At 72.6% G+C, this 21244-nt stretch carries 17 protein-coding genes and 1 pseudogene; 8 read left to right on the top strand and 10 right to left on the bottom strand.

Annotated elements, in window-relative coordinates:
* Positions 1 to 33 precede the first annotated feature (33 nt).
* Positions 34 to 1662, top strand: coding sequence for a SpoIIE family protein phosphatase (locus V6U79_RS12625; RefSeq protein WP_334526575.1), 1629 nt, complete (start codon positions 34 to 36; stop codon positions 1660 to 1662).
* 19 nt (positions 1663 to 1681) lie between these two features.
* On the opposite strand, the gene V6U79_RS12620 is transcribed toward V6U79_RS12625, so the two are convergent.
* On the bottom strand, positions 1682 to 2158 hold the full coding sequence (locus V6U79_RS12620) for a MarR family winged helix-turn-helix transcriptional regulator (RefSeq protein WP_334526572.1): 477 nt from the start codon (positions 2156 to 2158) through the stop codon (positions 1682 to 1684).
* Between the two features lie 90 nt (positions 2159 to 2248).
* On the opposite strand from V6U79_RS12620, the gene V6U79_RS12615 reads away from it, so the two are divergent.
* Positions 2249 to 3379: a PP2C family protein-serine/threonine phosphatase gene (locus tag V6U79_RS12615; protein ID WP_334526569.1), complete on the top strand. Its 1131-nt coding sequence runs from the start codon at positions 2249 to 2251 to the stop codon at positions 3377 to 3379.
* Between the two features lie 13 nt (positions 3380 to 3392).
* On the opposite strand, the gene V6U79_RS12610 is transcribed toward V6U79_RS12615, so the two are convergent.
* The 8 genes from V6U79_RS12610 to V6U79_RS12575 all read right to left on the bottom strand — a co-directional run bounded on the left by V6U79_RS12610 (position 3393) and on the right by V6U79_RS12575 (position 13603).
* Positions 3393 to 4877, bottom strand: coding sequence for a sugar transferase (locus V6U79_RS12610; RefSeq protein ID WP_334526567.1), 1485 nt, complete (start codon positions 4875 to 4877; stop codon positions 3393 to 3395).
* Between the two features lie 215 nt (positions 4878 to 5092).
* Positions 5093 to 6832 (bottom strand): substrate-binding domain-containing protein, encoded by a 1740-nt coding sequence (locus V6U79_RS12605; RefSeq protein ID WP_334614760.1) that lies wholly within the window; start codon positions 6830 to 6832, stop codon positions 5093 to 5095.
* 165 nt (positions 6833 to 6997) lie between these two features.
* Complete coding sequence (locus tag V6U79_RS12600) at positions 6998 to 8029, bottom strand: lactonase family protein (protein WP_334614759.1); 1032 nt, start codon at positions 8027 to 8029, stop codon at positions 6998 to 7000.
* A gap of 133 nt (positions 8030 to 8162) precedes the next feature.
* Positions 8163 to 8762: a GTP-binding protein gene (locus V6U79_RS12595; RefSeq protein WP_334526559.1), complete on the bottom strand. Its 600-nt coding sequence runs from the start codon at positions 8760 to 8762 to the stop codon at positions 8163 to 8165.
* Entirely contained in the window at positions 8743 to 9126 is a 384-nt protein-coding gene (locus V6U79_RS12590; RefSeq protein WP_334526556.1) for a DUF742 domain-containing protein, read from the bottom strand. The genes V6U79_RS12595 and V6U79_RS12590 overlap by 20 nt, the downstream gene beginning before the upstream one ends.
* Entirely contained in the window at positions 9116 to 9538 is a 423-nt protein-coding gene (locus V6U79_RS12585; protein WP_334614758.1) for a roadblock/LC7 domain-containing protein, read from the bottom strand. Before V6U79_RS12585 ends, V6U79_RS12590 begins: the two co-directional genes overlap by 11 nt.
* Before the next feature lie 12 nt (positions 9539 to 9550).
* The gene (locus V6U79_RS12580) at positions 9551 to 11881 is read right to left on the bottom strand and encodes a sensor histidine kinase (protein ID WP_334614757.1); all 2331 of its coding nucleotides are present in this window, start codon (positions 11879 to 11881) and stop codon (positions 9551 to 9553) included.
* Positions 11882 to 12103: 222 nt separating this feature from the next.
* Positions 12104 to 13603, bottom strand: a complete 1500-nt coding sequence (locus tag V6U79_RS12575; RefSeq protein WP_334614756.1) for a catalase — start codon at positions 13601 to 13603, stop codon at positions 12104 to 12106.
* A gap of 224 nt (positions 13604 to 13827) precedes the next feature.
* On the opposite strand from V6U79_RS12575, the gene V6U79_RS12570 reads away from it, so the two are divergent.
* From V6U79_RS12570 to V6U79_RS12550, 5 genes are all read left to right on the top strand, one after another.
* Entirely contained in the window at positions 13828 to 14418 is a 591-nt protein-coding gene (locus tag V6U79_RS12570) for a hypothetical protein (protein ID WP_334526545.1), read from the top strand.
* Positions 14419 to 14431: 13 nt separating this feature from the next.
* Positions 14432 to 15385 carry a hypothetical protein gene (locus tag V6U79_RS29790; protein WP_442933768.1) on the top strand — a complete coding sequence of 318 codons (954 nt, stop codon included), beginning with the start codon at positions 14432 to 14434 and terminating at the stop codon, positions 15383 to 15385.
* 116 nt (positions 15386 to 15501) lie between these two features.
* Complete coding sequence (locus V6U79_RS12560; protein WP_334526542.1) at positions 15502 to 17160, top strand: sodium:solute symporter family protein; 1659 nt, start codon at positions 15502 to 15504, stop codon at positions 17158 to 17160.
* A gap of 31 nt (positions 17161 to 17191) precedes the next feature.
* Positions 17192 to 17497: a hypothetical protein gene (locus tag V6U79_RS12555; protein ID WP_334614755.1), complete on the top strand. Its 306-nt coding sequence runs from the start codon at positions 17192 to 17194 to the stop codon at positions 17495 to 17497.
* A gap of 72 nt (positions 17498 to 17569) precedes the next feature.
* Positions 17570 to 17956 carry a hypothetical protein gene (locus V6U79_RS12550; RefSeq protein ID WP_334526537.1) on the top strand — a complete coding sequence of 129 codons (387 nt, stop codon included), beginning with the start codon at positions 17570 to 17572 and terminating at the stop codon, positions 17954 to 17956.
* 98 nt (positions 17957 to 18054) lie between these two features.
* Here the strand turns inward: V6U79_RS12550 and V6U79_RS12545 are convergent, their stop codons facing one another.
* Positions 18055 to 19812 carry a glycoside hydrolase family 6 protein gene (locus V6U79_RS12545; protein ID WP_334614754.1) on the bottom strand — a complete coding sequence of 586 codons (1758 nt, stop codon included), beginning with the start codon at positions 19810 to 19812 and terminating at the stop codon, positions 18055 to 18057.
* 538 nt (positions 19813 to 20350) lie between these two features.
* Here V6U79_RS12545 and V6U79_RS12540 point away from each other — a divergent pair.
* Positions 20351 to 21244 (top strand): annotated as a pseudogene (locus V6U79_RS12540) (hypothetical protein); the annotation flags it as partial.

The raw sequence follows: 21244 nt of genomic DNA, 5'->3' as shown, positions 1-21244 counted from the left end.
GTGACGACCCGCCGGAGTGGCGCTGCCGGGCCGGTGAGCGACGACGGGCAGGCCGCCCGCCCGGATGCCGAGCCACCGCTACCGGCCGACCCCCGGCTCGCCCGCGAGCTGCTGGACGGCCTCGCCGAAGCGGTGGTCACCACCGACCACGCCGGGGTGGTCACCCTGGTCAACGCCATGGCGGCCCGACTCCTCCCCGAGCTGACCCCGGGCACCGACCTGTCCCGCTGCGCCGTGCCGGCGCTCGCCCACGCGGTCGAGCAGGGGGCGCGGTGCTTCGACGCCGAGCATCGGGGCCGGCGGCTGCGCGGCGTCTGCCGGCAGCTCACCACCGGCCGGTGCGCCTGGTACGTGCGGGACGTCACCGAGGAACAGACCCGCGCCGAGGCCCTGCTGGCCGAACGCTCCCGCACCGCGTTCCTGGCCCAGGCCGGCAGCCGGCTCGGCCTCTCGCTGCACCGGGACCAGACGTTGCGGGCCGCCACCACCCTGCCCGTCCCCTACCTGGCCGACGCCGCGCTGGTGATCCACCACCCGCCGTCGCCCGCCGAGACCGTGCCGCACTGGATCCGGTACACGGGGGACGACCCCGGCCCGGTCACCGGCATCGGCTGTCCGGAGCTGACCAACTCCGTCCCCGGCCTCGCCGAGGCGCTCGACGGCGACGTCACCGACCCCGTCCCCTGGCTCCACCCGGAGGCGGCCGCGCTGGCCCCGGTGCTGCCCGCCGGCTTCGGTCGGCCCGGCACCGTGCTGACCTGCCCGATGTCGCGCCCCGACGGACCGGCCGGTGCCCTGCTGCTGATCCGCCGGACCGACCGCCCGGGCTTCGCGCAACGCGACATCGAGCTGGCCCGTGAGTTCGCCGCCCGGGCCGGCGCCGCGGTCGCCACCGCCGACCTCTACGGCGAGCAGGCCCACCTGGCCCGGATCCTGCAGAACAGCCTGCTGCCGCCCGAGCTGCCGCCGATCCCCGGGGTGACCCTCGCCGGCGGCTACCGGGCCGCCGGGGACAGCCTGCGCATCGGCGGCGACTTCTACCAGGTCTTCCCCACCCCCGACGGCGGGATGTTCGCCCTCGGCGACGTCTGCGGCAAGGGCGTCGGCGCCGCCGTGCTCACCGGTCGGGTCCGCCAGTCCCTGCAGACGCTGCGGCTGGTCGAGCGGCGCCCGCTGGAGCTGATGCGGCTGCTCAACCGGGCGCTCTTCGACGCGCCGGACGCCGCCCGGCAGGCCCAGTTCACCACCCTGCTGCTCGGCACCATGGCCCCCGATCCGGACGGCGGGGTACGCCTGCGGATCGCCGGCGGGGGCCACCCGTCCCCGCTGGTCGCGCACCCGGGCGGCGGCGTCACCCCGGTCACCGTGGGAGGCATGCCGGTCGGGGCCTTCGGCACCGCCCGTTTCGTCGAGGTGGAGGTCCGGCTCGCCCCGGGTGAGCTGCTGCTGGCGTACACCGACGGGGTGACCGAGGCGCGCGGCGGCCCGGCGTCGGCGGAGATGTTCGGCGAGGGCCGGCTGCACCGGGCGCTCGCCTCGGTGGCCGGGCTGCCGCCGGGCGTGGTGGTCGACCGCCTGCTCCAGCTGGTGCACGAGTGGCTGGACGGGCAGAGCCACGACGACATCGCCATGCTCGCCGTCGCCGCGGCCGGCCGGGCGTGACCGCGCGGCCCGCCGGGGGTCAGGCGGAGCGGGAGATCGGCGGGACGGTCCCGGCCTGCCACGGCTCGGCGGGCACCTCCCGGTCCCGGGCGACCCGGTCGAACTCCTGGAGGCCACGCAGCAGCGCCAACCGCCCCTCCGGGCTCATGCCGTCGAGCACGTCGTCGAGTCGCCGCCGGCGGTCCCGGCGCAGCTCGACGAGGATGTTCCGGGCCGCCGGGGTGAGGTGCAGGGAGATCTCCCGCCGGTCCGTCCGGCCCGGTTCGCGTTCGAGCATGCCCGCGGCCACCAGCCGGTCGCAGAGCCGGCTGGCCGAGGAGAGCAGCATGTCGAGGAGGGTGGCGAGCCGGCGCAGGTTGATCCCGTCGTGCCGCTCCACCACCATGACGGCGCGGAGCTGGGCGCTGGAGAGGCGACTGGTGGTCTGCTCCCGCGCCGCCTCCCAGACGGCGAGCAGGGTCCCCGCCGCGGCGTCGACCTCGGCGGCCATACTCATTTCGGGTCCGTGTGGACCGCGTTCTTCGGCCATGGTGCGCCCGAGACTACCCGGCGTACCCGTCGACCGGCCCTGCCTGAAGGAGTGATGATGAGCGGACCGGAGGACCGGACCCGCCGGGTGCTGATCGAGGCCCCGGCCGACCTTCTCCTCGACCGGCTCACCGAGGAGCTGGCGACCGCCTACGGGGTCACCGAGAGTGAGCTATACCAGGTCGACTACCGGCTCTCGGCGCTGCTGCCGTTGGGGGACGGGGAGGCGCTCACCGGACCCGGCCACCCGGCCTGGCGGTGCTTCGACCACCAGGAGCCGGTGCTCGCCGACGGCGGGGGCTGGTTCCCGGTCGGGATGCGCGGCGAGCGGCGGGGGGTGCTGCGGCTGGCGCCGGTGCCGGACGACCGCACCGTGATCGCCGAGCTGGCCGGCATCGCCGACGCGCTCGGCCACGAACTGGCCGCCGTCTCCCCCGGCACCGACGTCTACCTGACGGCCCGGCGGGCCCGGCGGCTCACCCTCGCCGCCGAGATGCAGTGGGATCTGCTGCCCGGGCGCAGCCGGACCCGGCCCTCGTTCAGCCTGGCCGGCCAGCTGGAGCCGGCGTACGCGGTGCGCGGGGACAGCTTCGACTGGTCCGACAACGGGCACCGGCTCTGGCTCTCCACGGTCAACGGGATGGGCGAGGGGGTGGCCGCGGCGATGCTGACCTCGCTGGCCACCCACGCGCTGCGCAACGCGCGCCGGGCCGGGCTGGCCCTGGCCGACCAGGCCGCCCTGGCCGACCAGGCGATCTACGACCTGCACCGGGGTGAGCAGCATCTTTCGGCCCTGCTGCTCGATCTCGACCTCGCCTCCGGCGAGCTGACCGCGGTCGACGCGGGATCGCCCCGCCTGATCCTGCTGCGCGACGGCGAGGTCATCGAGCAGGTGCTGGAGAAGCAGTTCCCGCTCGGCATGTTCGAGGGGAGCGACTACCACGAGCAGCGCTTCCAGCTGCGCCGGGGCGACCGGCTCTTCGTGGTCAGCGACGGGGTGGTCGACGCCACCGGCGGGGACGTCCGGTACGGGGAGACGGCGCTGGACCGGTTCCTGCGCCGTACCGGCCCGATGGAGCCGTTGGACGCCGTCCGGTCGCTGATCGGCGACCTTCGGGCGTTCGTCGCCGGTGACCTGATCGACGACGCGGTGGTGGTCTGCCTGGACTGGACCGGACCGCAGCCCTGACCCGCCGCCGGGGTCAGTACGCTCCGCGCCCCCTGAGCACCGCGCCGAAGGTCTTCCAGAGGATGGTCAGGTCGGCGGCGAGCGACCAGTTCTCGACGTAGTAGAGGTCGAGTCGGATGCCGTCCTCCCAGCTGAGGTCGGAGCGGCCGCTGACCTGCCAGAGCCCGGTCATGCCCGGCTTGACCAGCAGGCGTCGGGCCACGTCGCCGTCGTAGCGGGCCACCTCGGTGGGCAGCGGGGGGCGGGGGCCGACCAGGCTCATCTGGCCGAGCAGCACGTTGACCAGCTGGGGCAGCTCGTCCAGGGACCACTTGCGCAGCATTCGCCCGACCCGGGTCACTCGCGGGTCGTCGCGCATCTTGAACATCAGGCCGTCAGTCTCGTTGCGGGCGGCCAGCTCGGCGAGCAGGGCGTCGGCGTTGACCACCATGGTGCGGAACTTCAGCACCCCGAACTCCTCGCCGCCCTGCCCGACCCGGACCTGCCGGAACAGCACCGGACCCCGGCTGTCCAGGCGGATGGCCAGCGCGATCACCGCGATCAGCGGCAGCAGCGACAACAGGGCGAGCCCGGCGGCCGTCCGGTCGACGAGCTCCTTGACCAGCTTGCGGGCGCCCCGGAACTCGGGCGCCTCGACGTGGATCAACGGCAGGCCGGCGACCGGCCGGGTGTGGATCCGCGGGCCCGCCACATCGGTCAGCGCCGGGGCGACGACCAGGTCGATCCCGGTGCCCTCCAGCTGCCAGCCCAGCCGGCGCAGCCGGGTGGCGGTCAGCTCGCCGGACGCGGTGACCGCGACGGTGTCCGCGCCGATCGCGGTGGCCGCCTCGGGCACGCCGCGCAGCGAGCCCACCACCGGCACGTCACTGAGCCGCTGCGGCACCGGCGCGAGCAGCGCGTCGGGGATGCACGCGCCGACCACCTGGTAGCCGGCGTACGGCTCGCGGCGCAGGGTGTGCACCAGCTCCAGCACGTGGGCGGTGTCGCCGACCACCAGCACCCGGCGGGACCAGCCGGCACCCTTGCAGCGGGCCCGGTGCAGCCGCTTGCGCGCGGCGAACCGGGACACCTCCAGCGCCACCGTGCCGACCGCGAAGGAGATCGCCAGGAAGCCGCGGGAGACGCCCGCGTCGGCGATGTAGGCGATGATGGCGACGGTCCCGGCCAGCCGCAGGCTGGCGGTGCTCACCCGCCGATACTCCTCCGCGCCGTAGCCGAGCACCCGGTCGTCGTAGCAGCGCAGCGCCTTGAGCGAGACCAGCCAGGCCAGCACCAGACCGGGCGCCACCAGCAGGTAGGGGATCTGCGAGCCGACCGGCACCCCGTCGCCGAAGCGGGCGGCGTAGCCGGCGAGAACGGCGAGGGAGAGCACGGCGGTGTCCAGCACCACCATGGTCCGCACGTACGCCCGCTGGTCGCCGTGGGTGGCCGGTCGCGGTGGCCGGGCCCGGGGGGCCGGCGGGGTCCGTACGGGCGTGGACAGCGTCGCCGAGGTCACTCAGCCTCCCCCACATCGCACCGGTCGGCCCCGGTCCGCCGCCGTCCCCACCGGGGGGCCGACGCCGGAGCACTGTCGACATCCTGCCCTGACAATGATGCTCACCGATTGCTTCCGACGTATTACCGTCAGTTTGCTCGCCCGGAGAATTCCTCAAATGCGAACCGCCGCACCGGATTGTCCGGCGCGGCGGTCCACCCGCACTGACTCGTGACTCAGCGAGGCGCGTTCGGACGCAGCGCGATCGCCTTCAGGAAGATGTCACCGATCTTCGTCGGGTCCTCGGTGACGAAGGGCGCGCCCCCGGTGACATCGGTGATCGACTTCAGCTCGGCCTTGGAGACCTCGTTGCCGATGCCGATGATGACCACCTGGACCGGCCGCTCCGGGTCGGCGAGCTGCTTGAGCCGCCTGATCAGCTCGGCCTGGGACAGGCCGTCCTTGTCGTCGTTCTTGCCGTCGGTGAAGAGCACCACCGAGTTGACCCGTCCGGGCTCCCAGTTCTCCTGGACCGTCTCGTACGCCGCCAGCATGGTGTCGTACAGACCGGTGTTGCCCTGCGACGGGCGGATCCCGGAGAGGCCCTGCTCCAGCCGGCTCCGGTTGGTCGACAGCGGGTTTATCGGGACCAGCTGCACCCAGTCCTGCGAGCCGCGCAGGTTGGTGGAGAAGGTCCAGAGGCCGATCGACCAGGAGTCGTCGAAGAGGTTCAGGCCCCGGCTCGCCGCGGCCACCGTGACCTGCTCGCGGGTGGCGTTGTTGGCCGACGGAACCGGCGCCTTCATCGAGCCGGAGACGTCGATGACGCAGAGCATCCGACCGGACTGGGTGGCGATGGACCAGCCGGAGACCGCACGGTCTATCGCGACCGGGTCCAGGCCGCCCGCCGCACCGACACCCGCCGGCGGCACCGTCGCCTGACCGCCGGCCGGGCTGGGCGCACCGGGCAGCGCCTTGAAACCGTCACCCCAGTTGCCGTCCGGCGCGCGCAGCGACTGCGCGGCCAGCCGGTTCTTGAAACCCTGCGTGGTCAGCAGCTCGTAGAGCACCCGGGCGGCGGACGCCTTGGCCGGCTCGATGCCGGGCAGCACCGCGTACGGGTAGTCCAGCGGCATCGGCGACGGTTCGAGGTAGAGCGCGGCCAGCGGGATCGGCGGCTTGGTGGCGTTGTACGCCATCACGTCCTTCTCGGACAGCGCCGCGGCGCCGAGGCCGTTCGCGATGGCGGTCGCATCGTTGGCCCGGGGGAAGCGGGCCAGCAGGTCCTTGCGGAGCGAGGAACGCCCTATGGCCAACGCGCGCAGCGCGCCGGTGGTGGCCTTCTGGGTGTCGCCGCCGGCGCCACCCGCCGCGGCGGTCAGCGAGAGCAGCCCGGACAGGCCGGCGGCGTCCTGGGTCGGCTCGACGATTCCGGCCCGCACCGGCTTGTCGCTGGTGACGGAGCGCAGCAGGTCGGTCCAGGTGAGCTTCTTGTCCGGCCAGCCGAACCGCGAGGCGACCGGCTCCGGCATGGCGACCACCACCGGGCTGCGGGCGATCGAGGCGCCGTTGGCCGGGGCGAAGGCGGTCGCGCCGCCGTTCTTCAGGCGCAGCAGCCAGGTCGAGGAGTCGGGCACCCAGACGTCCGGGGTGATCGCGGTGCCGCTCGCCTGGCCGACACCGGCGAGGGTGGCGCCGTGCTTGCTGGCGACGGCGGCCGCCACGTCGACCGACTCGGAGGCGGCGACGTTCACCTTGATGCAGGTGCCGCCCACCGCCGCGCCGTCCTGCTGCCAGCCGTCGGCGGCGGACCGGACGGCCGGCTCCAGCTCGGGAGCGACCGCGACGGAGAGCTGAATCTCCCCGGAGCAGGAGGGCCCGGCCAGCTGCTGGTACCCGAACCACGACCCGGAGACCACGACGACGAGAGCGGTCGCCGCAGCTGCGGCTCCTGCTCCACGGATACTTGAACGCATGCGATGGCGGCCAGACACGCTGACCATCTTGCGTATCTCGTTCGCTTACTGCCACAACCGTTCGGACGAAAGTTACGCAGGAGATACAGTTGATCGCGGTTTTGCCACTCTGAGTGACCGTTCAGTGCCGCCCAGTGGTCGCCATCCACATCGGACGGTGACTTTTCAGGGCAGGACGCAGGTGGGGCTCGGTACCGGAACCGGTTCGCCGACCGCCTCCGGCACGCCCGAGTCGGGGTCGACCCAAAACACCCGGATCATGTCGGCCCGCTCGTCCGCGACATAGAGGTGCTCCCCGGTGAGCACGAAGTGCCGCGGCCACTCCCCGCCCGTCGCCACCTCCGCCACCAGCCGGGGCAGCTCCCCGTCCAACGCGAAGACCGACACGGTGCCCACCCCGCGGATGCCGACGTAGAGGAACCGGCCGTCCGGGCCGACGGCGATCTCCGAGGGCTGGACGTGGCCCGTCCGCTCGCTGGCATCCACCCGTCCCCGCTGGTGCAGCGCGCCCTCCGGGGTCAGCTCGTACGCCGTGACCGTCCCGTCGAGCTCCCCCGCCAACCAGCAGCGCCGTCCGTCCGGATGCCGCGCCAGGTGCCGCGGCCCGGTGCCGGGGGCGGTACGGACCTGGGGCGCGCGGGGCACCAGCCGGCCGGAGGCGGCGTCCAGGTCGTACCGGTAAACCGAGTCGGTGCCCAGGTCGACGGCGAGCAGCGGCCCGCCTTCCGGGTCCGGGGAGACCATGTGCGTGTGCGCCTTCTCCTGCCGCTCCGGGTCCGGGCCGTGCCCCTGGTGCACGACGAGGTCGCTGCGCTCGCCGGGCACGCCCGCCGGATCCAGCGGGAAGACCGCCACGCTGCCGCCGCCGTAGTTGGCCACGAAGAGGTGCCGGCCGTCCGGCGCGACCGCCAGGTGGCACGGCTCGGCGCCGCCGGTCGGGCGGACGCCCAGCGGGGTCAGCTCGCCCCGCTCCCCCGTCCGGAAGGCGCTGACCTCCCCCTCCGGCAGCTCGTTGACCGCGTACAGCACCGGCAGGGTGGGGTGCCGGACGAGGAAGGACGGGGACGGGGTGACCGCGACGGTGCCGAGCGGGGTCAGCGCCCCCGTCCGCGGGTCCCGGCGCGCGGCGACGATGCCGTCACCCCGTCCGCCGCCGGCCGCCGTGTAACCCCCGATGTGGACGATCGTTGCCGTCACCGATCCACCCCTCCGCCGATTCTGCCGTCGATCCAACCAGAGGCTTCCCGGCGTACCCGGCGGTTAGACCTGTTTTCCCGGATTTCTCCGCCGCCGCGCCGGCCGGCCGGGTGCGTCACCCGGCGGCCGGCGGTCATGCCGGGACGGGTTCGCCCCGCTGCCGGGCGACGTGCTCGACCAGTGAGATCAGCACCAGCTTCGCGGACTGGCGGTCCCGCGCGTCGCAGAGCACCACCGGCACCTCCGGATCGAGGTCCAGCGCCTGCCGCACCGCCTCGGCGCCGAACCGTCGGGCGTCGTCGAAGCAGTTGACCCCCACCACGAACGGGATGCCCCGCTGCTCGAAGTAGTCGATCGACGGGAAGCAGTCGGCCAGCCGGCGGGTGTCGGCGAGCACCACCGCGCCGAGCGCGCCGAAGGCCAGCTCGTCCCAGAGGAACCAGAACCGGTCCTGACCGGGCGTGCCGAAGAGGTAGAGCTGGAGGTCCTCGTTGATGGTGATCCGGCCGAAGTCCATCGCCACCGTGGTGGTCGCCTTCGCCTCCACCCCGGAGAGGTCGTCGGTGCCGATGCCGGCGTCGGTCAGGACCTCCTCGGTCTGCAACGGTCGGACCTCGCTCAACGCGCTGACCAGCGTCGTCTTGCCGGCGCCGAAGCCGCCGGCGATGAGGATCTTGAGAGCCAGCGGCAACCGGGGCCGGGAGTGGTCCCGGTCAGAGCGCACGTAGTCCACTGACCACCGCCTTGAGGATGTCGTTGTCGGGTGCTCCGGCGGCCGGCGGCTGGTGCACCGCGACCAGCCCCCGGGCGAGAAGGTCGCCGAGGAGGACCCGGACCACGCCCACCGCGAGGTCCAGGTCGGCGGCGAGGTCCGCCACCGCGGCGGGGCGGCGGGCGCACTCGACCAGCCGCCGGTGCTCCGGTTGCAGGCCGCGCTGGCCGGCCGGGTCGGCGCCGGGCGCCGCGAGGACGAAGGCGACCAGGTCGAAGCCCTTCGCCGCCCGCACCCGGCCGCCGGTGAGGGTGTACGGGCGGACGACCGGTCCGGCGGCGGCGTCCAGCCACTCGTGCCGCGGGCCCGGCGGCTCAGCCCGCATCGGCGACTCCCGCCGCCGCCCGGCTCGGCGCGGTGAGGTTCTCGCCCACCCGGATGACCAGCATCGCCATCTCGTACGCCACCAGGCCGATGTCCGCGTCGGCCGCGCAGACCACGGCCAGGCAGGCGCCCTGCCCGGCGGCGGTCACGAACAGGTACGCCGACTCCAGCTCCACCATCGTCTGCCGCACCTCGCCGGCGTCGAGGTGCCGGCTGGCGCCCTTGGCCAGGCTGGAGAAGCCGGACGCCAGCGCGCAGAGGTGTTCCGCGGCGTCCCGGCCCAGCTCGGCGGAGGCGCCGAGCAACAGGCCGTCGGCCGAGAGCACCACGGCCTCCCGGGCCGCCGGCACGCGTTCCACCAGGTCGTCGAGCAGCCAGCCGAGGTCGGCGCTCCGCCTCGTCGTTTCCACCACTGGATGTCCCTCTCAGTCGCGGTCGGGGGATCGGGGGGCCGCCACCGGGTCACCCGGTGGCGGGGGTGGCGTGGGCACGTCCCGCCCCTCTGGGCGGGCGCCGCCGGGGGCCGGGGTGTCGGCCGGCCCGGACGGCACCGGCCGGACCACCGCGCCCTCGCGCCGGCCCCGGGCGGTGCCGGCCTGGAGTGCGGCCATCTGCCGGCGTACCTCCTCGGGTGAGCGGGCCGTCGCGGCCTCGCCGGCCTGCGGGCGGGGGCGGGCGGTGGGTCCCCGCCGGCGGACCCGGCGGGGCAGCCCGTCGCCGTCGGGGGGCTCCGCCGCGGCGGCCCGGGCGGACGCGAACGGCAGCACCGTCTGATCGGCCCGCTCCCGGGTGGTGCGGGTGGTCCGGGGTCGGGGCAGGGTGGCCAGCCGGGTCACCGACCCCCGCTGCGCCGGGTCGGGGGCGGCCGGCTGCGGCTCGGCGGTGACCAGGTCGGCCGGGACCAGGACGACGGCGGTCGTGCCGCCGGTCGGCCCGGCGCGGAGGGTGACCCGGACGTCGTGCCGGGCGGCGAGCCGGGCCACCACGAAGTGGCCGAGCCGGGCGCTGTCGGCCGGGTCGAACTCCGGCGCCCGGGCCAGCCGCCGGTTGGCCTCCTCGATCGCCGGGGCGGACATGCCCAGGCCGTGGTCGGTGACGTGCACGAGGTACCCCTCGGGGGTCGGCTCGCCGGTGATCTCGACCCGGGTCTCCGGCGGCGAGAAGGTGGTGGCGTTCTCGATCAGCTCGGCGAGCAGGTGGATGACGTCGGCGACCCCGCGACCGGCCACGCCGGCCGGCGGCAGCGCGCCGATCTCCACCCGGTGGTACGCCTCCACCTCGGAGACCGCCCCCCGCACCACGTCCAGCACGGCGACCGGTTGCCGCCAGCCCCGGCCCGGGGCCGCCCCCGCGAGGATGACCAGGTCCTCGGCGTGCCGTCGCAGCCGGGTCGCCAGGTGGTCGACCTGGAACAGCTCGGCCAGCTCGTCCGGGTCCTCGCTCCGGCGCTCCATCCGGTCCAGCAGGGCCAACTGCCGGTGCACCAGCCCCTGGCTGCGTCGGGCGAGGTTGAGGAAGACCTCGTTGAGGCCGCGCCGCAGGGTCACCTCGTCGACCGCCGCCTGGACCGCCGTGCGGCGTACCTCGTTGAAGGCCCGTCCGACCTCGCCGATCTCGTCACGGCCGTACTCCAGCGGCGGGGCCTCGCGGGCGACGTCCACCGCCTCGCCGCGGCGCAGCCGGGCCACCACGTCGGGCAGGCGCTGCTCGGCCATCTCCAGCGCCGCCGTCCGCACCCCGGTCAGCCGGCGGGCCAGGGTACGCCCGACCCGGACCGCGACCAGCACCGAGACCACGACCGCGAGCAGCCCGAGGAGCCCGGCGACGCCGAGCCGGACCAGGACCCCCACCGCCACCGGCACGGTGCGGTCGGTCAGCCCGTCGGCCTCGCTCAGCTCGAAGTCCCGCAGCCGCTGTTGGACGGCGTCGTGGCTGGCCTGCCAGGCCCGGGCGTCGATCGGGGGCCGGCCGGACGGGTCGGCCCGCAGCAGCCGCTCCTGCATGGTGCGCAGTCGGACGAACTCCTCGCCCTCGGTCAGGCGCTGATAGGCGCTGCGGTCCGCGGCGGGCAGGTCGGCCACCGCCAACTCGGTGAGGAACCGCTCGTTGCCGATGGTCTGGACCAGCCGCTGGTGCTCGTCCTCGGCGTACCGCCCGGCGGTGAACGCCCCGGCCAGCAGCGCGTCGCTCTGGTTGAGCAGCTCACGGGAGCGGCCGAGCGCGGTGAGGGCGAGCGCCTCCCGGTTGAGTTGCTCATCGGGCAGGGTGGCCATCGCCGAGAAGGTCTGGAAGGCCGAGGTGACCATGCCGGTGTAGAGCCCGATCGCGCCGGCCCGGTCGACCTCCCGGCGGTCGATGAAGCCGCGGCCGGCGGGGAGCGCGTCCAGGGCGGAGAGCAGGTTGTCGAGCCGGGCGTCGAGCAGATCGCCGGCCGCGTCGCGCAGCCGCTCGCCGCCGAGACGGCGGCGCAGCTCGGCGACCGCCGCGTCGGTGCGCCGCCGCTGCTCGACCAGGGCGGGCTGGACGGCCGCCCCGGCGAGCCGGACCACGGAGATCCGGCGTTCCCGTTGGAGTTCGGCGACCACCCGCTCGCCCGGGCGCCCGAGGTCGTAGAGGAGAGTCCGCGCGGAGAGCAGGTCCAGCGCCGGACCGAAGGTGAGCGTGGTGGCGAAGATCCAGAGTGCCAGCAGGGCGGCCACCGGGGTGACGACCAGGGCGGTCAGCTTGGCGCGGATCGGCCAGTCGCGCGTCTTCATGAGTCCTCGCCCGGAAGGGGTGGCAGCGGCGGCGCCGGCACCGGCCGGGCAGCGCCCGACCTCGGGGCCGGGGGCACCGGCGCGGGCACCTTGGGCAGGATACGTAATCCCGCGCCGGAGCACTACCGTCCGTCTATCGCCAACTACTGTGGATCAAGTCGGATCCGGGACAGACCGATCGCCCGGCCGGGTCGGGCCGGCGGGGCGTTCGGGTACGGCTGGTCAGCCCCGGGCGGAGAGGCCGAGCCCCTCGGCGACCCGACGGCCGTAGCCCTCGTCGCACTGGCTGAAGTGCCAGACCATCTTCTCCCGGATGTGCCTGTCGCACTGGCCCAGCACGTTGACCATGTTGTTGACCAGGTCGTCGCGCTCCCAGTCCGGCATGGTGCGGAAGCGCTCACCGGCCTGGCCGTAGTTGTTCTGCCGCTCGATCGGCGCGCGCACGACCTGCCCGGAGACGAACGGTCGGTACTCCCGGTAGGACTCGTCGGCCTCCCGGAGCCCGGCGACGGAGGACGGCTCGAAGTTGATGTGCGGGTTGCCGCCCCGGTCGTCCACGCCGTACGACATCTGGCCGCCGTCCTGGTTGGTGCTGACCCGGACGTCCTCCCGCGGCGCGTTGACCGGCAGTTGGAGGTAGTTCGGACCGACCCGGTAGCGCTGGGTGTCCGAGTAGGAGAACGTCCGGCCGACGAGCATCTTGTCGTCGGAGAAGTCCAGCCCGTCCACCAGCACACCGGCGCCGAAGGCGATCTGCTCGTTCTCGTTGTGGAAGTTGGTGACGTTGCGGTTGAGCGTCATCAGGCCGACCGGGCGCAGCGGGAAGGCGTCCTCCGGCCAGGTCTTGGTGTCGTCGAGCGGGTCGAAGTCCAGCTCGGGGTGCTCGTCGTCGCTCATGATCTGGACGTTGAGCTCCCACTGCGGATACTCGCCGCCCTCGATCGCCTCGTAGCAGTCCTTCGAGGCGTGCCCCAGCTCGGTGGCCTGGATGGCGGCGGCCTGCTCCTCGGTCAGCGACTCGACGCCCTGCCGCGACTTCCAGTGGTACTTGACGAGCACACCCTCGCCGGCGGCGTTGACCATCCGGTAGGTGTTCACCCCGAAGCCGTCCTGGGTGCGGTAGTTGGCCGGGATGCCGCGCGGGCTGAACAGCCAGGTCAGCATGTGCATCGACTCCGGCGTGTTCGACATGAAGTCGAAGATCCGGTTCGGCTCCTGGCGGTGCGTGACCGGGTCCGGCTTCAGCGCATGGATCACGTCCGGGAACTTGATCGCGTCCCGGATGAAGAAGACCGGCAGGTTGTTGCCGACCAGGTCCCAGTTGCCGTCCTCGGTGCGGAACTTGACCGCGAAGCCGCGCGGGTCGCGGGCCGCCTCGGAGGAGTCCCGGCCGCCGATGACGGTGGAGAAGCGAACGGACACCGGAGTCTTCTCGCCCCTGGTCTGGAAGAGCTTGGCCCTCGTGAATTCGGACGCCGGCACGGCCTGGTCCCCGGATCCGATCGTCCCGTACGCCTCGAACTCGCCGTGCGCGACGAAGCCGCGGGCGTGCACCACCCGCTCCGGGATCCGCTCCCGGTCGAAGTGGCTGATCTTCTCCAGGAAGTGGTAGTTCTCCAGCGTGGCCGGGCCGCGGGAACCGACCGTCCGCTGCTGCTGGTTGTTGGGCACCGGATGACCCTGACGGGTGGTGAGGATCGGCTTGTCGGCCCGGTCGCTCATCGCTCTCCTCCTGATCGGTGCTGGCATCGGGTGTCGTGATCGCCCCCAACCACCACCCCACTCAAGCGGGCTTTCTGGAACGAGTCAAGTTTTCTTCGGGCGGTCGCCCGGGCACCCCCGCCATGCCCAGCCGGATCCCGGGTACCGGAACGGACCAGGAAAGTCGGTGGGATCGGGATTGGCGATCAGTGGACGGAGGGAATACCGGTGGCGAAGGAGGAGCCATGTCGCCCACGCAGATAGTCGTTCTGGTTCTCGTCGTACTGGTCGTCGCGGCGCTGGTCGCCCTGGCCGTCGTGGCCGGCCGTCGGCGCGCGCTCAAGCAGCGCTTCGGCCCCGAGTACGACCGGGTCGTCGCCGAGCGGGAGAGCCGCGCCGACGCCGAGCGGGAGCTGCGTGACCGGGAACGCCGGCACGCGGAACTCGAACTCACCCCGCTCGCCCCCGAGGCACGGGCCCGCTACGCGGCCGCCTGGGAGGAGCTCCAGGTCCGCTTCATCGATTCCCCCGCCGAGACCGTCAGCGACGCCGACGAACTGGTCAGTCGGCTGATCGCCGAGCGCGGCTACCCCACCGGGGACTTCTCCGACCAGATCGCCCACCTCTCCGTCGACCACGCCCGCACCCTCACCAACTACCGGGATGCGCACGAGATCCGGCTGCGCACCGACCGGGGCGAGGCCAGCACCGAGGAGCTCCGCCAGGCCGTCGTCCACTACCGCGCCCTCTTCGCCGACCTGCTCGGCGAGGAGCCGGTCGGGCACCGGCCGGAGCAGCGCCGCCCGGACAGTTCGCACGACGTCACGAGCCGTTGAGGAGACCGCCACCATGCGCCAGGAAGAGCAGGTCAACAACGACCGACCGGAGGTCGTCCGGTCCGCGCCGGTGGCCGTCCCGCCGCCCGCCGACGAGGCGTCGCGGACCGACCGGGACGGGCGCGCCGACGTACCCGAGGACGTCCTCGACGACCGGGGCACCTTCGACGACCCCCGGGCGGCCGACGACACCCGCCCGTACGACGTCCGGGACGCCGACCGGGGCGACGCGCGGCGCGGCGGTGACCGCGGACCCGAGTTCCACGAGCCGGCGCCGCTGCCGACCACCTTCGGGGCGGCCTCGGTGGGCGACGCGGTCGCCGCGTCGGCCCTGGCCAGCGGGCGACCCGAGGACGAACGGGACGCCCGGGGCGAGGACACCGTGGCGCCCGGGGACGGCGCCCCGGGGCGGACCGGGCCCTTCGACGACGAGCGGGCCGACCCGACGGCGGCGGACCGGATCCACGACCGGCAGCGCTGGGCGTCGGAGCACGCCGCCGGCCTGGGCCACGACCGCCAGGACCGGTCGGCGACGGTACGGCGGGACGACGAGGCGGTGGTGGCCGGCGCCGCCGGGTACGGCAGCGCCACCCCGACGATGGTCGACCCGGACGCCGAGGCCCCCGGGGGTGGCGCCACCGCGGCCGCGGCCGGCGTCGGGGCGGCGGGCCTGTCGGCCGGCGCTCCCGTGCCGGCCCACGCGGCGACGCTCTTCGACGACGACACCGCGCAGAGCTTCCGGGACCGGTGGCGCGACGTCCAACTCCGGTTCGTCGACGACCCGCGGGCGGCCGCCGGCGAGGCCCAGTCGCTGGTCGAGGAGGCCATCCAGGCGCTCTCCTCGGCGCTCGCCGCGCAGAAGGCGAAGCTGGGCGGCTGGCAGGACGCCGGTTCCGCCGACACCGAACAGCTACGGGTGGCCGTCCGGCAGTACCGCGACTTCCTGGACCGCGTACTGGGCCGCTGACCTGCCCCGCGACGCCCCGGCCACCGTGGTGGCCGGGGCGTCGCGCGTCACAGCATGAAATTCGGCGGCCAGGGGTAGTAGCGCGCCCACGCAAGGCTCTCGATGAAGGGTACGGGATGGGCGGCGACGGTCTTCGACTCAACATGAACGCGCTGGATTACGGAATCCTGGCGCTCTACTTCGTCACCGTGCTCGGGGTCGGCTTCGCCGCCCGCCGGGCGATCAAAACCAGCGTCGACTTCTTCCTCTCCGGGCGGTCCCTGCCGGCCTGGGTGACCGGCCTGGCCTTCGTCTCGGCGAACCTCGGCGCGCTCGAGATCATCGGGATGGCCGCCAACGGCGCCCAGTACGGCATGATGACCGTTCACTACTACTGGATCGGCGCCGTCCCGGCGATGGTCTTCCTGGGCATCGTGATGATGCCCTTCTACTACGGCTCCCGGGTCCGCAGCGTCCCCGAATACCTCCGGCTGCGCTTCAACCGCCCCACCCACCTGCTCAACGCGATCAGCTTCGCCCTGGCGCAGGTGCTCATCGCCGGGGTCAACCTGTACGCGCTGGCGCTGATCATGCAGGCGCTGCTCGGCTGGCCGCTCTGGTTCGCGATCGTGGTGGGCGCGGCGATCGTGCTGGCGTACATCACCGTCGGTGGGCTCTCCGGCGCGATCTACAACGAGGTGCTCCAGTTCTTCGTGATCGTGGCCGGGCTGGTGCCGATCACCGTGCTCGGGCTGGTCAAGGTCGGCGGCGTGTCCGGCCTGATGGACGCGGTCCGCGACTCGGAACTCGGCGAGGCCGGCCTGCACGCCTGGGAGGGCACCGGCAGCACCGACAACCCGCTCGGCGCGCACTGGCTGGGCATCGTCTTCGGGCTCGGCTTCGTGCTCTCCTTCGGCTACTGGACCACCAACTTCGCCGAGGTGCAGCGGGCCCTGTCGGCGCGGAACATGAGCGCCGCCCGACGTACGCCGATCATCGCCGCGTACCCGAAGCTGCTCATCCCGGCGGTCACCGTGATCCCCGGCCTGATCGCGCTGGCGACGGTGAAGGGGCTGGGCGCCGAGGAGGGCGACCTGGTCTACAACAACGCGATCCCGCTGCTGATGCGCGACCTGCTGCCCAACGGGGTGCTCGGGATCGCGGTGACCGGCCTGGTCGCCTCGTTCATGGCCGGCATGGCGGCCAACGTCAGCGGCTTCAACACCGTCTTCACGTACGACATCTGGCAGGCGTACGTGCGCCGGGACCGCTCGGACGAGTACTACCTGCGGATCGGGCGGCTCGCCACGGTGCTCGGCGTGGTGGTCGGCATCGGCACGGCGTTCATCGCCGCCGGCTTCAGCAACATCATGAACTACATCCAGACGCTCTTCTCGCTGTTCAACGCGCCGCTCTTCGCGACCTTCATCATCGGCATGTTCTGGAAGCGGATGAGCCCCCTGGCCGGTTTCTGGTCGCTGCTGTCGGGCACGCTGGCGGCGCTGGCGACCTACCTGCTCTACAAGGGCGGGATCGTCCACTTCAACTCCGACCTGGAGGAGAGCTTCTGGGGGGCCGGCATCGCGTTCGTCACGGTCGCCGTGGTGGCCCTGATCGTCACCCCGCTCACCCGGCCCAAGCGGGACGAGGAGCTGACCGGGCTGGTGTACGGCATGGGCGGGGTGGACCTCAAGGGCGACGTGCTGGCCGGGGACGCGGTCTGGTGGCGCTCCCCCGTGCTGCTCGGCGCGATCGCCCTGGTCCTCTCCGTACTCCTCTACATCCCGGTCTTCTGAGCCGGACGCAGACCAGAAGGAGGCTGACCACATGGAGCACCACAGCGAGCGGGCGCACGACCCGCTGGTCGAGGAGACCGAACGGGAGCGCCGCGCCTCGGCGGCCGCCCGGTTGTTCGACATCCGCCGGGTCATCGGTGGGCTCTTCGTCGTGTACGGGGTGATCGTCGGGCTCGTCGGTCTCTTCGACTCGGCGGCGGACCTCGAGAAGGCGCAGGGCGTCCGGATCAACCTCTGGGCCGGCCTGGGGATGTTCGCCTTCGGGCTGCTCATGCTGGCCTGGCAGTGGATCCGTCCGGCCGAGCCGCCCACCGAGGAGGAGGCCCGGAAGGCGTGAGCCGCAGCGGCATGGGCCGGGCCCGACGGGGTACGCGAAATCGCAGAACGTCGGGGACAGGAGGGCAACGCCATGACGGATCGTGACCCGAACCGCGGCCGGCCGCTGGAGGAGAGCCCGGAGGTGGCGGCGGCGGTGGACGACGAGAGCACCGTGCCGCAGCTCGCCACCGGCGGCGGCGCCGATCCGGACAACCCGTCCTTCACCGCACCCGGGGAGCAGCCCGGCGGCACGCCGACGGAGGAACTGATCGGCGACCCGTACGCGGCGGGCACCGGCGCCACCGGCACGGGCACCGGTGCCGGTGGGGACAACATCCGCACCGGGGCCGAGCAGCCGTGGGAGCCGGAGGACCTGGTGAAGGCCCGAGGGCAGGACCTGTCGCCGAAGAACATCGAGCGGGCCCGGCGTGACCTGGCCGAGATGGGCCCGGCGGCGATCGAGCGTACGGTGCCCTGACCGTCGTACCGGCCAATGGTCGGGGGCCCGGGGAACCCGCCGCGGCAGTGCCTCACTCCTGCCGCGGCAGGTGGGCGTGCCGTCCCACCGTCGCTGTCCTACAGCGCCGGGTAGGCGTTCCGCATGAGCTCCTGGAACTGGGCGGAGAACCAGGCGCCGGAGATCGGCGCGTTCGGCAGGGCACCGGTCATGCTGTTGCCGTTGCGGGCGTTGCCGGTGTAGGTCGGGTCGCACATCCGGTCGAAGCCCTTGCCCTCGGTGTTCGGGATGAGCTTGCTGGAGCCGTCCGACTCGCCCGGGGGCTTGACCCAGACGTACGCGTCGATGCCCGGCTCCGGCGCGGCCTTCGGCCGCTCGCCGAGGCCCGCGCCGGCCTGGTTGCACCAGTTGCCGGCGTGGATCCGACGGTCGACGCGGCCACCGTTGACGTAGGTGTCGACGCTGGTGAGAGCACCCGGGCCGGTGGGCCGGGCGGCGCCGCCCCAGCCGTTGCGGGAGGTGTCGATCAGCATGCCGATGCCCGGCTCGAAGCCGACCGAGACCAGCTTGTTGCGGAACGCCTGGGCGAACGACAGCTCGTCGACGTACTGGTTCCAGTCGATCCACTTCGATTGGCGGACAGTCTGGCCGTTCACCGTGTCGGTGATCTTGATGTACGGCTCCCGAAGCGCGGAGTAGTTCGCGGTGTTGACGATGAAGCCGTGCACGTTCTTCACCGTGCTGCCGGAGGCGACGGCCGCGCTCTTCAGCATGTCGGCGGTCGGGCCGAAGTTGCTGTCCCAGCCGATCCAGCCGTGGTGCGCGGCGTCGATGTAGTTGTAGACGTTGCCGATCGCGCCCAGCTTGGCCAGGGCGTAGCCGACCCCGTTCACGTACGCGCCGTTGGCCTTGACCGTGTCACACATGGCCGTGCCGCCGGGCTGACCGGAGGTGTTGGTCACCAGGTTGGGCAGCGAGTCGATCTCGATGATGTTGATGATCCGCAGGCTGGCGTACTTCGGGTCGGCCTGGATCGCGGCGATCGGGTCGATGTACTCGGCCTTGTAGCGGGGCAGCTCGTCCGGGCCCAGCTCGCCGTTGGAGGCGAGGGCGGCGCAGTCCCGGCCCGGCAGGTTGTAGATCACGAACTGGATGTAGCCGGCCCCCTGCTTGAGCGCCTCGTTCAGGTGGTCACGCACCCCGAAGGCGCCGTTGGAGCTGCTGTCCGGGGTGCCGTTGATGGCGGCGATCCGGTCCAACCAGACGGCGGTCGGATTGTTCGAGACCCGGCTACCGCCGGGCTCGGCGTCCGCCTTGGCCTTCCACTCCGGGTTCACGTACCCCTTCACCCCGACGTACGGGTTGTCCACCTTCTGCCCCGGTGTGGGGGGCGTCGGGGTGGGGTTGGTCGGCGTCGGGGTCGGGTTGGTCGGCGTCGGGGTCGGGTTGCCGCCGTTGCAGACGACGCCGTTCAGGGTGAACGAGGTCGGCTTCGGGTTGCTGCCGCTCCAGGCCCCGTTGAAGCCGATGCTGGTGCTTGCTCCGGTGCCCAGCGCACCGTTCCAGGACTCGTTGGTCGCGGTCACGTTCTGGCCGGTCTGCGACCACTTCGCCGACCAGCCCTGCTGCACCTTCTGACCACCGTCAGGGAAGGTGAAGCCGAGGTTCCAGGAACTCACCGGGTCACCGACGTTCCTGATGACGACGGTGGCGGTGAAACCACCCGGCCAGTCGCTGGTGGTGTAGTCGACGCTGCACTGGGTCGCGGCCTGCGCCGCGGTGACCGGAATGGCCACCAGCCCGCCCACCACCAGGGCGCTCGCACCGGTGAGGGCGAGCGCCCGGCGCCGGCCGGACAGACTTCTCCACAGATTCATACCACTGAACTCCTTGGGCGAGACCGGGTCCGCGTACGGCCCGGCGAAATGGCCCGGCGGGCGCCCGGAACGGACGACCTCGGTGCCAACGGGGGATGTCTCGGGGTCTGCCCGTCCAGGACGGACGGGCGGTGGTGGTGGTGAGCTGACCGACCCCGTTCGGGGTGGTCGGGCGCAGACGCCGCCCGGTCGGACCGGTTGCCCTCGACATCTGCCGGTGCGGTGTGGCTCCCCGAACCGCGTGCAGCGATTCTCGCATGGGAGCGCTTCCATGGCAATGGTTCGATGCCTGTCGTCCACCCGGGAAACCCGGACGTACACCGGTCACGGTCGGGCACCACCCGGAGGGCGCGGCGGGGCGACAAGGACACCGCGACAGCGCAAGCCGCACAGAAGCCATCTAGCACCCCTTCCGCGCCGATCACCCGCAAACGCTAAAACGCGAATCTTTCCTCGGATAGCTCGCGAAACGGTCTAACGTTGGCCATAGCTCGACTGTCGTCGGGCTCAGGACAACAGGGATGGAGTGACGCAGGTCATGGCTAAGAAGATGCTCGGGAAGGTCGTAGCGGGTGCCGCCCTCGGTGGCGCGTCCCTCCTGGTTTTCACGCCGGGGATCGCGTTCGCGGACGGCCACCACGACGGCAGGGACCGGGACGGCAAGGTCTACGCCAAGCCGAAGATCGTCGAGCCCGGCGACAAGGTCAAGTTCCTCCAGGTCTGCGAGGACAAGCAGGAGCACGCCTACGTCTGGTCGAAGGTCACCGGCAAGGTCGATCTGAAGCGGGTCGACAACGACCGGCGCGGGGACCGCAAGGACTACAACGACAAGGACTACAAGGACTACAACGGCAAGGACTACAACGACAAGGACTACAACGACAAGGACGACAAGGACTACAACGGCAAGGACTACAACGGCAAGGACGACAAGGACAAGGACCACAAGGGCAAGGACGACAAGGACAAGGACCACAAGGGCAAGGACGACAAGGACAAGGACCACAACGGCAAGGACGACAAGGACAAGGACCACAACGGCAAGGACTGGAACGGCCAGGGTGGCGGCTTCGCCACGGGCGGCCAGGGCCCGGACCGGGACCACAACGGCTACGGCGACGACAAGGACCGCGACCACGACCGCGACCGGGACCGGGACCGGGACCGGGACCGTGACCGCGACCGTGACCGCGACCACAAGGACCGGGACTACGACCGGGACCGCGACCGCGACCACAAGGACCGGGACTACGACCGGGACCGCGACCGGGACCGCGACCACAAGGACCGGGACTACGACCGGGACCGCGACCGCGACCACAAGGACCGGGACTACGACCGGGACCGTGACCGCGACCGCGACCACAAGGACCGCGACCACAAGGACCGCGACCACGACCGGGACCGTGACCGGGACCGCGACCGCGACCGC

The sequence above is a fragment of the Micromonospora psammae genome (assembly GCF_036902725.1).
Taxonomy (GTDB): Bacteria; Actinomycetota; Actinomycetes; order Mycobacteriales; family Micromonosporaceae; genus Micromonospora.
The sequence above is the reverse complement of the archived record's forward strand: the minus strand, read 5'-3'. Positions and strand labels throughout refer to the sequence as shown.

Excerpts from the sequence above, each read along its gene's own strand:
- V6U79_RS12555 (WP_334614755.1), top strand. The coding sequence starts at position 17,192 with ATGGAGCACCACAGCGAGCGGGCGCACGACCCGCTGGTCGAGGAGACC.
- V6U79_RS12605 (WP_334614760.1), bottom strand. The coding sequence starts at position 6,832 with ATGCGTTCAAGTATCCGTGGAGCAGGAGCCGCAGCTGCGGCGACCGCT.
- V6U79_RS12580 (WP_334614757.1), bottom strand. The coding sequence starts at position 11,881 with ATGAAGACGCGCGACTGGCCGATCCGCGCCAAGCTGACCGCCCTGGTC.
- V6U79_RS12575 (WP_334614756.1), bottom strand. The coding sequence starts at position 13,603 with ATGAGCGACCGGGCCGACAAGCCGATCCTCACCACCCGTCAGGGTCAT.
- V6U79_RS12590 (WP_334526556.1), bottom strand. The coding sequence starts at position 9,126 with ATGCGGGCTGAGCCGCCGGGCCCGCGGCACGAGTGGCTGGACGCCGCC.
- V6U79_RS12550 (WP_334526537.1), top strand. The coding sequence starts at position 17,570 with ATGACGGATCGTGACCCGAACCGCGGCCGGCCGCTGGAGGAGAGCCCG.
- V6U79_RS12620 (WP_334526572.1), bottom strand. The coding sequence starts at position 2,158 with ATGAGTATGGCCGCCGAGGTCGACGCCGCGGCGGGGACCCTGCTCGCC.
- V6U79_RS12545 (WP_334614754.1), bottom strand. The coding sequence starts at position 19,812 with ATGAATCTGTGGAGAAGTCTGTCCGGCCGGCGCCGGGCGCTCGCCCTC.
- V6U79_RS29790 (WP_442933768.1), top strand. The coding sequence starts at position 14,432 with ATGCGCCAGGAAGAGCAGGTCAACAACGACCGACCGGAGGTCGTCCGG.
- V6U79_RS12560 (WP_334526542.1), top strand. The coding sequence starts at position 15,502 with ATGGGCGGCGACGGTCTTCGACTCAACATGAACGCGCTGGATTACGGA.
- V6U79_RS12570 (WP_334526545.1), top strand. The coding sequence starts at position 13,828 with ATGTCGCCCACGCAGATAGTCGTTCTGGTTCTCGTCGTACTGGTCGTC.
- V6U79_RS12615 (WP_334526569.1), top strand. The coding sequence starts at position 2,249 with ATGAGCGGACCGGAGGACCGGACCCGCCGGGTGCTGATCGAGGCCCCG.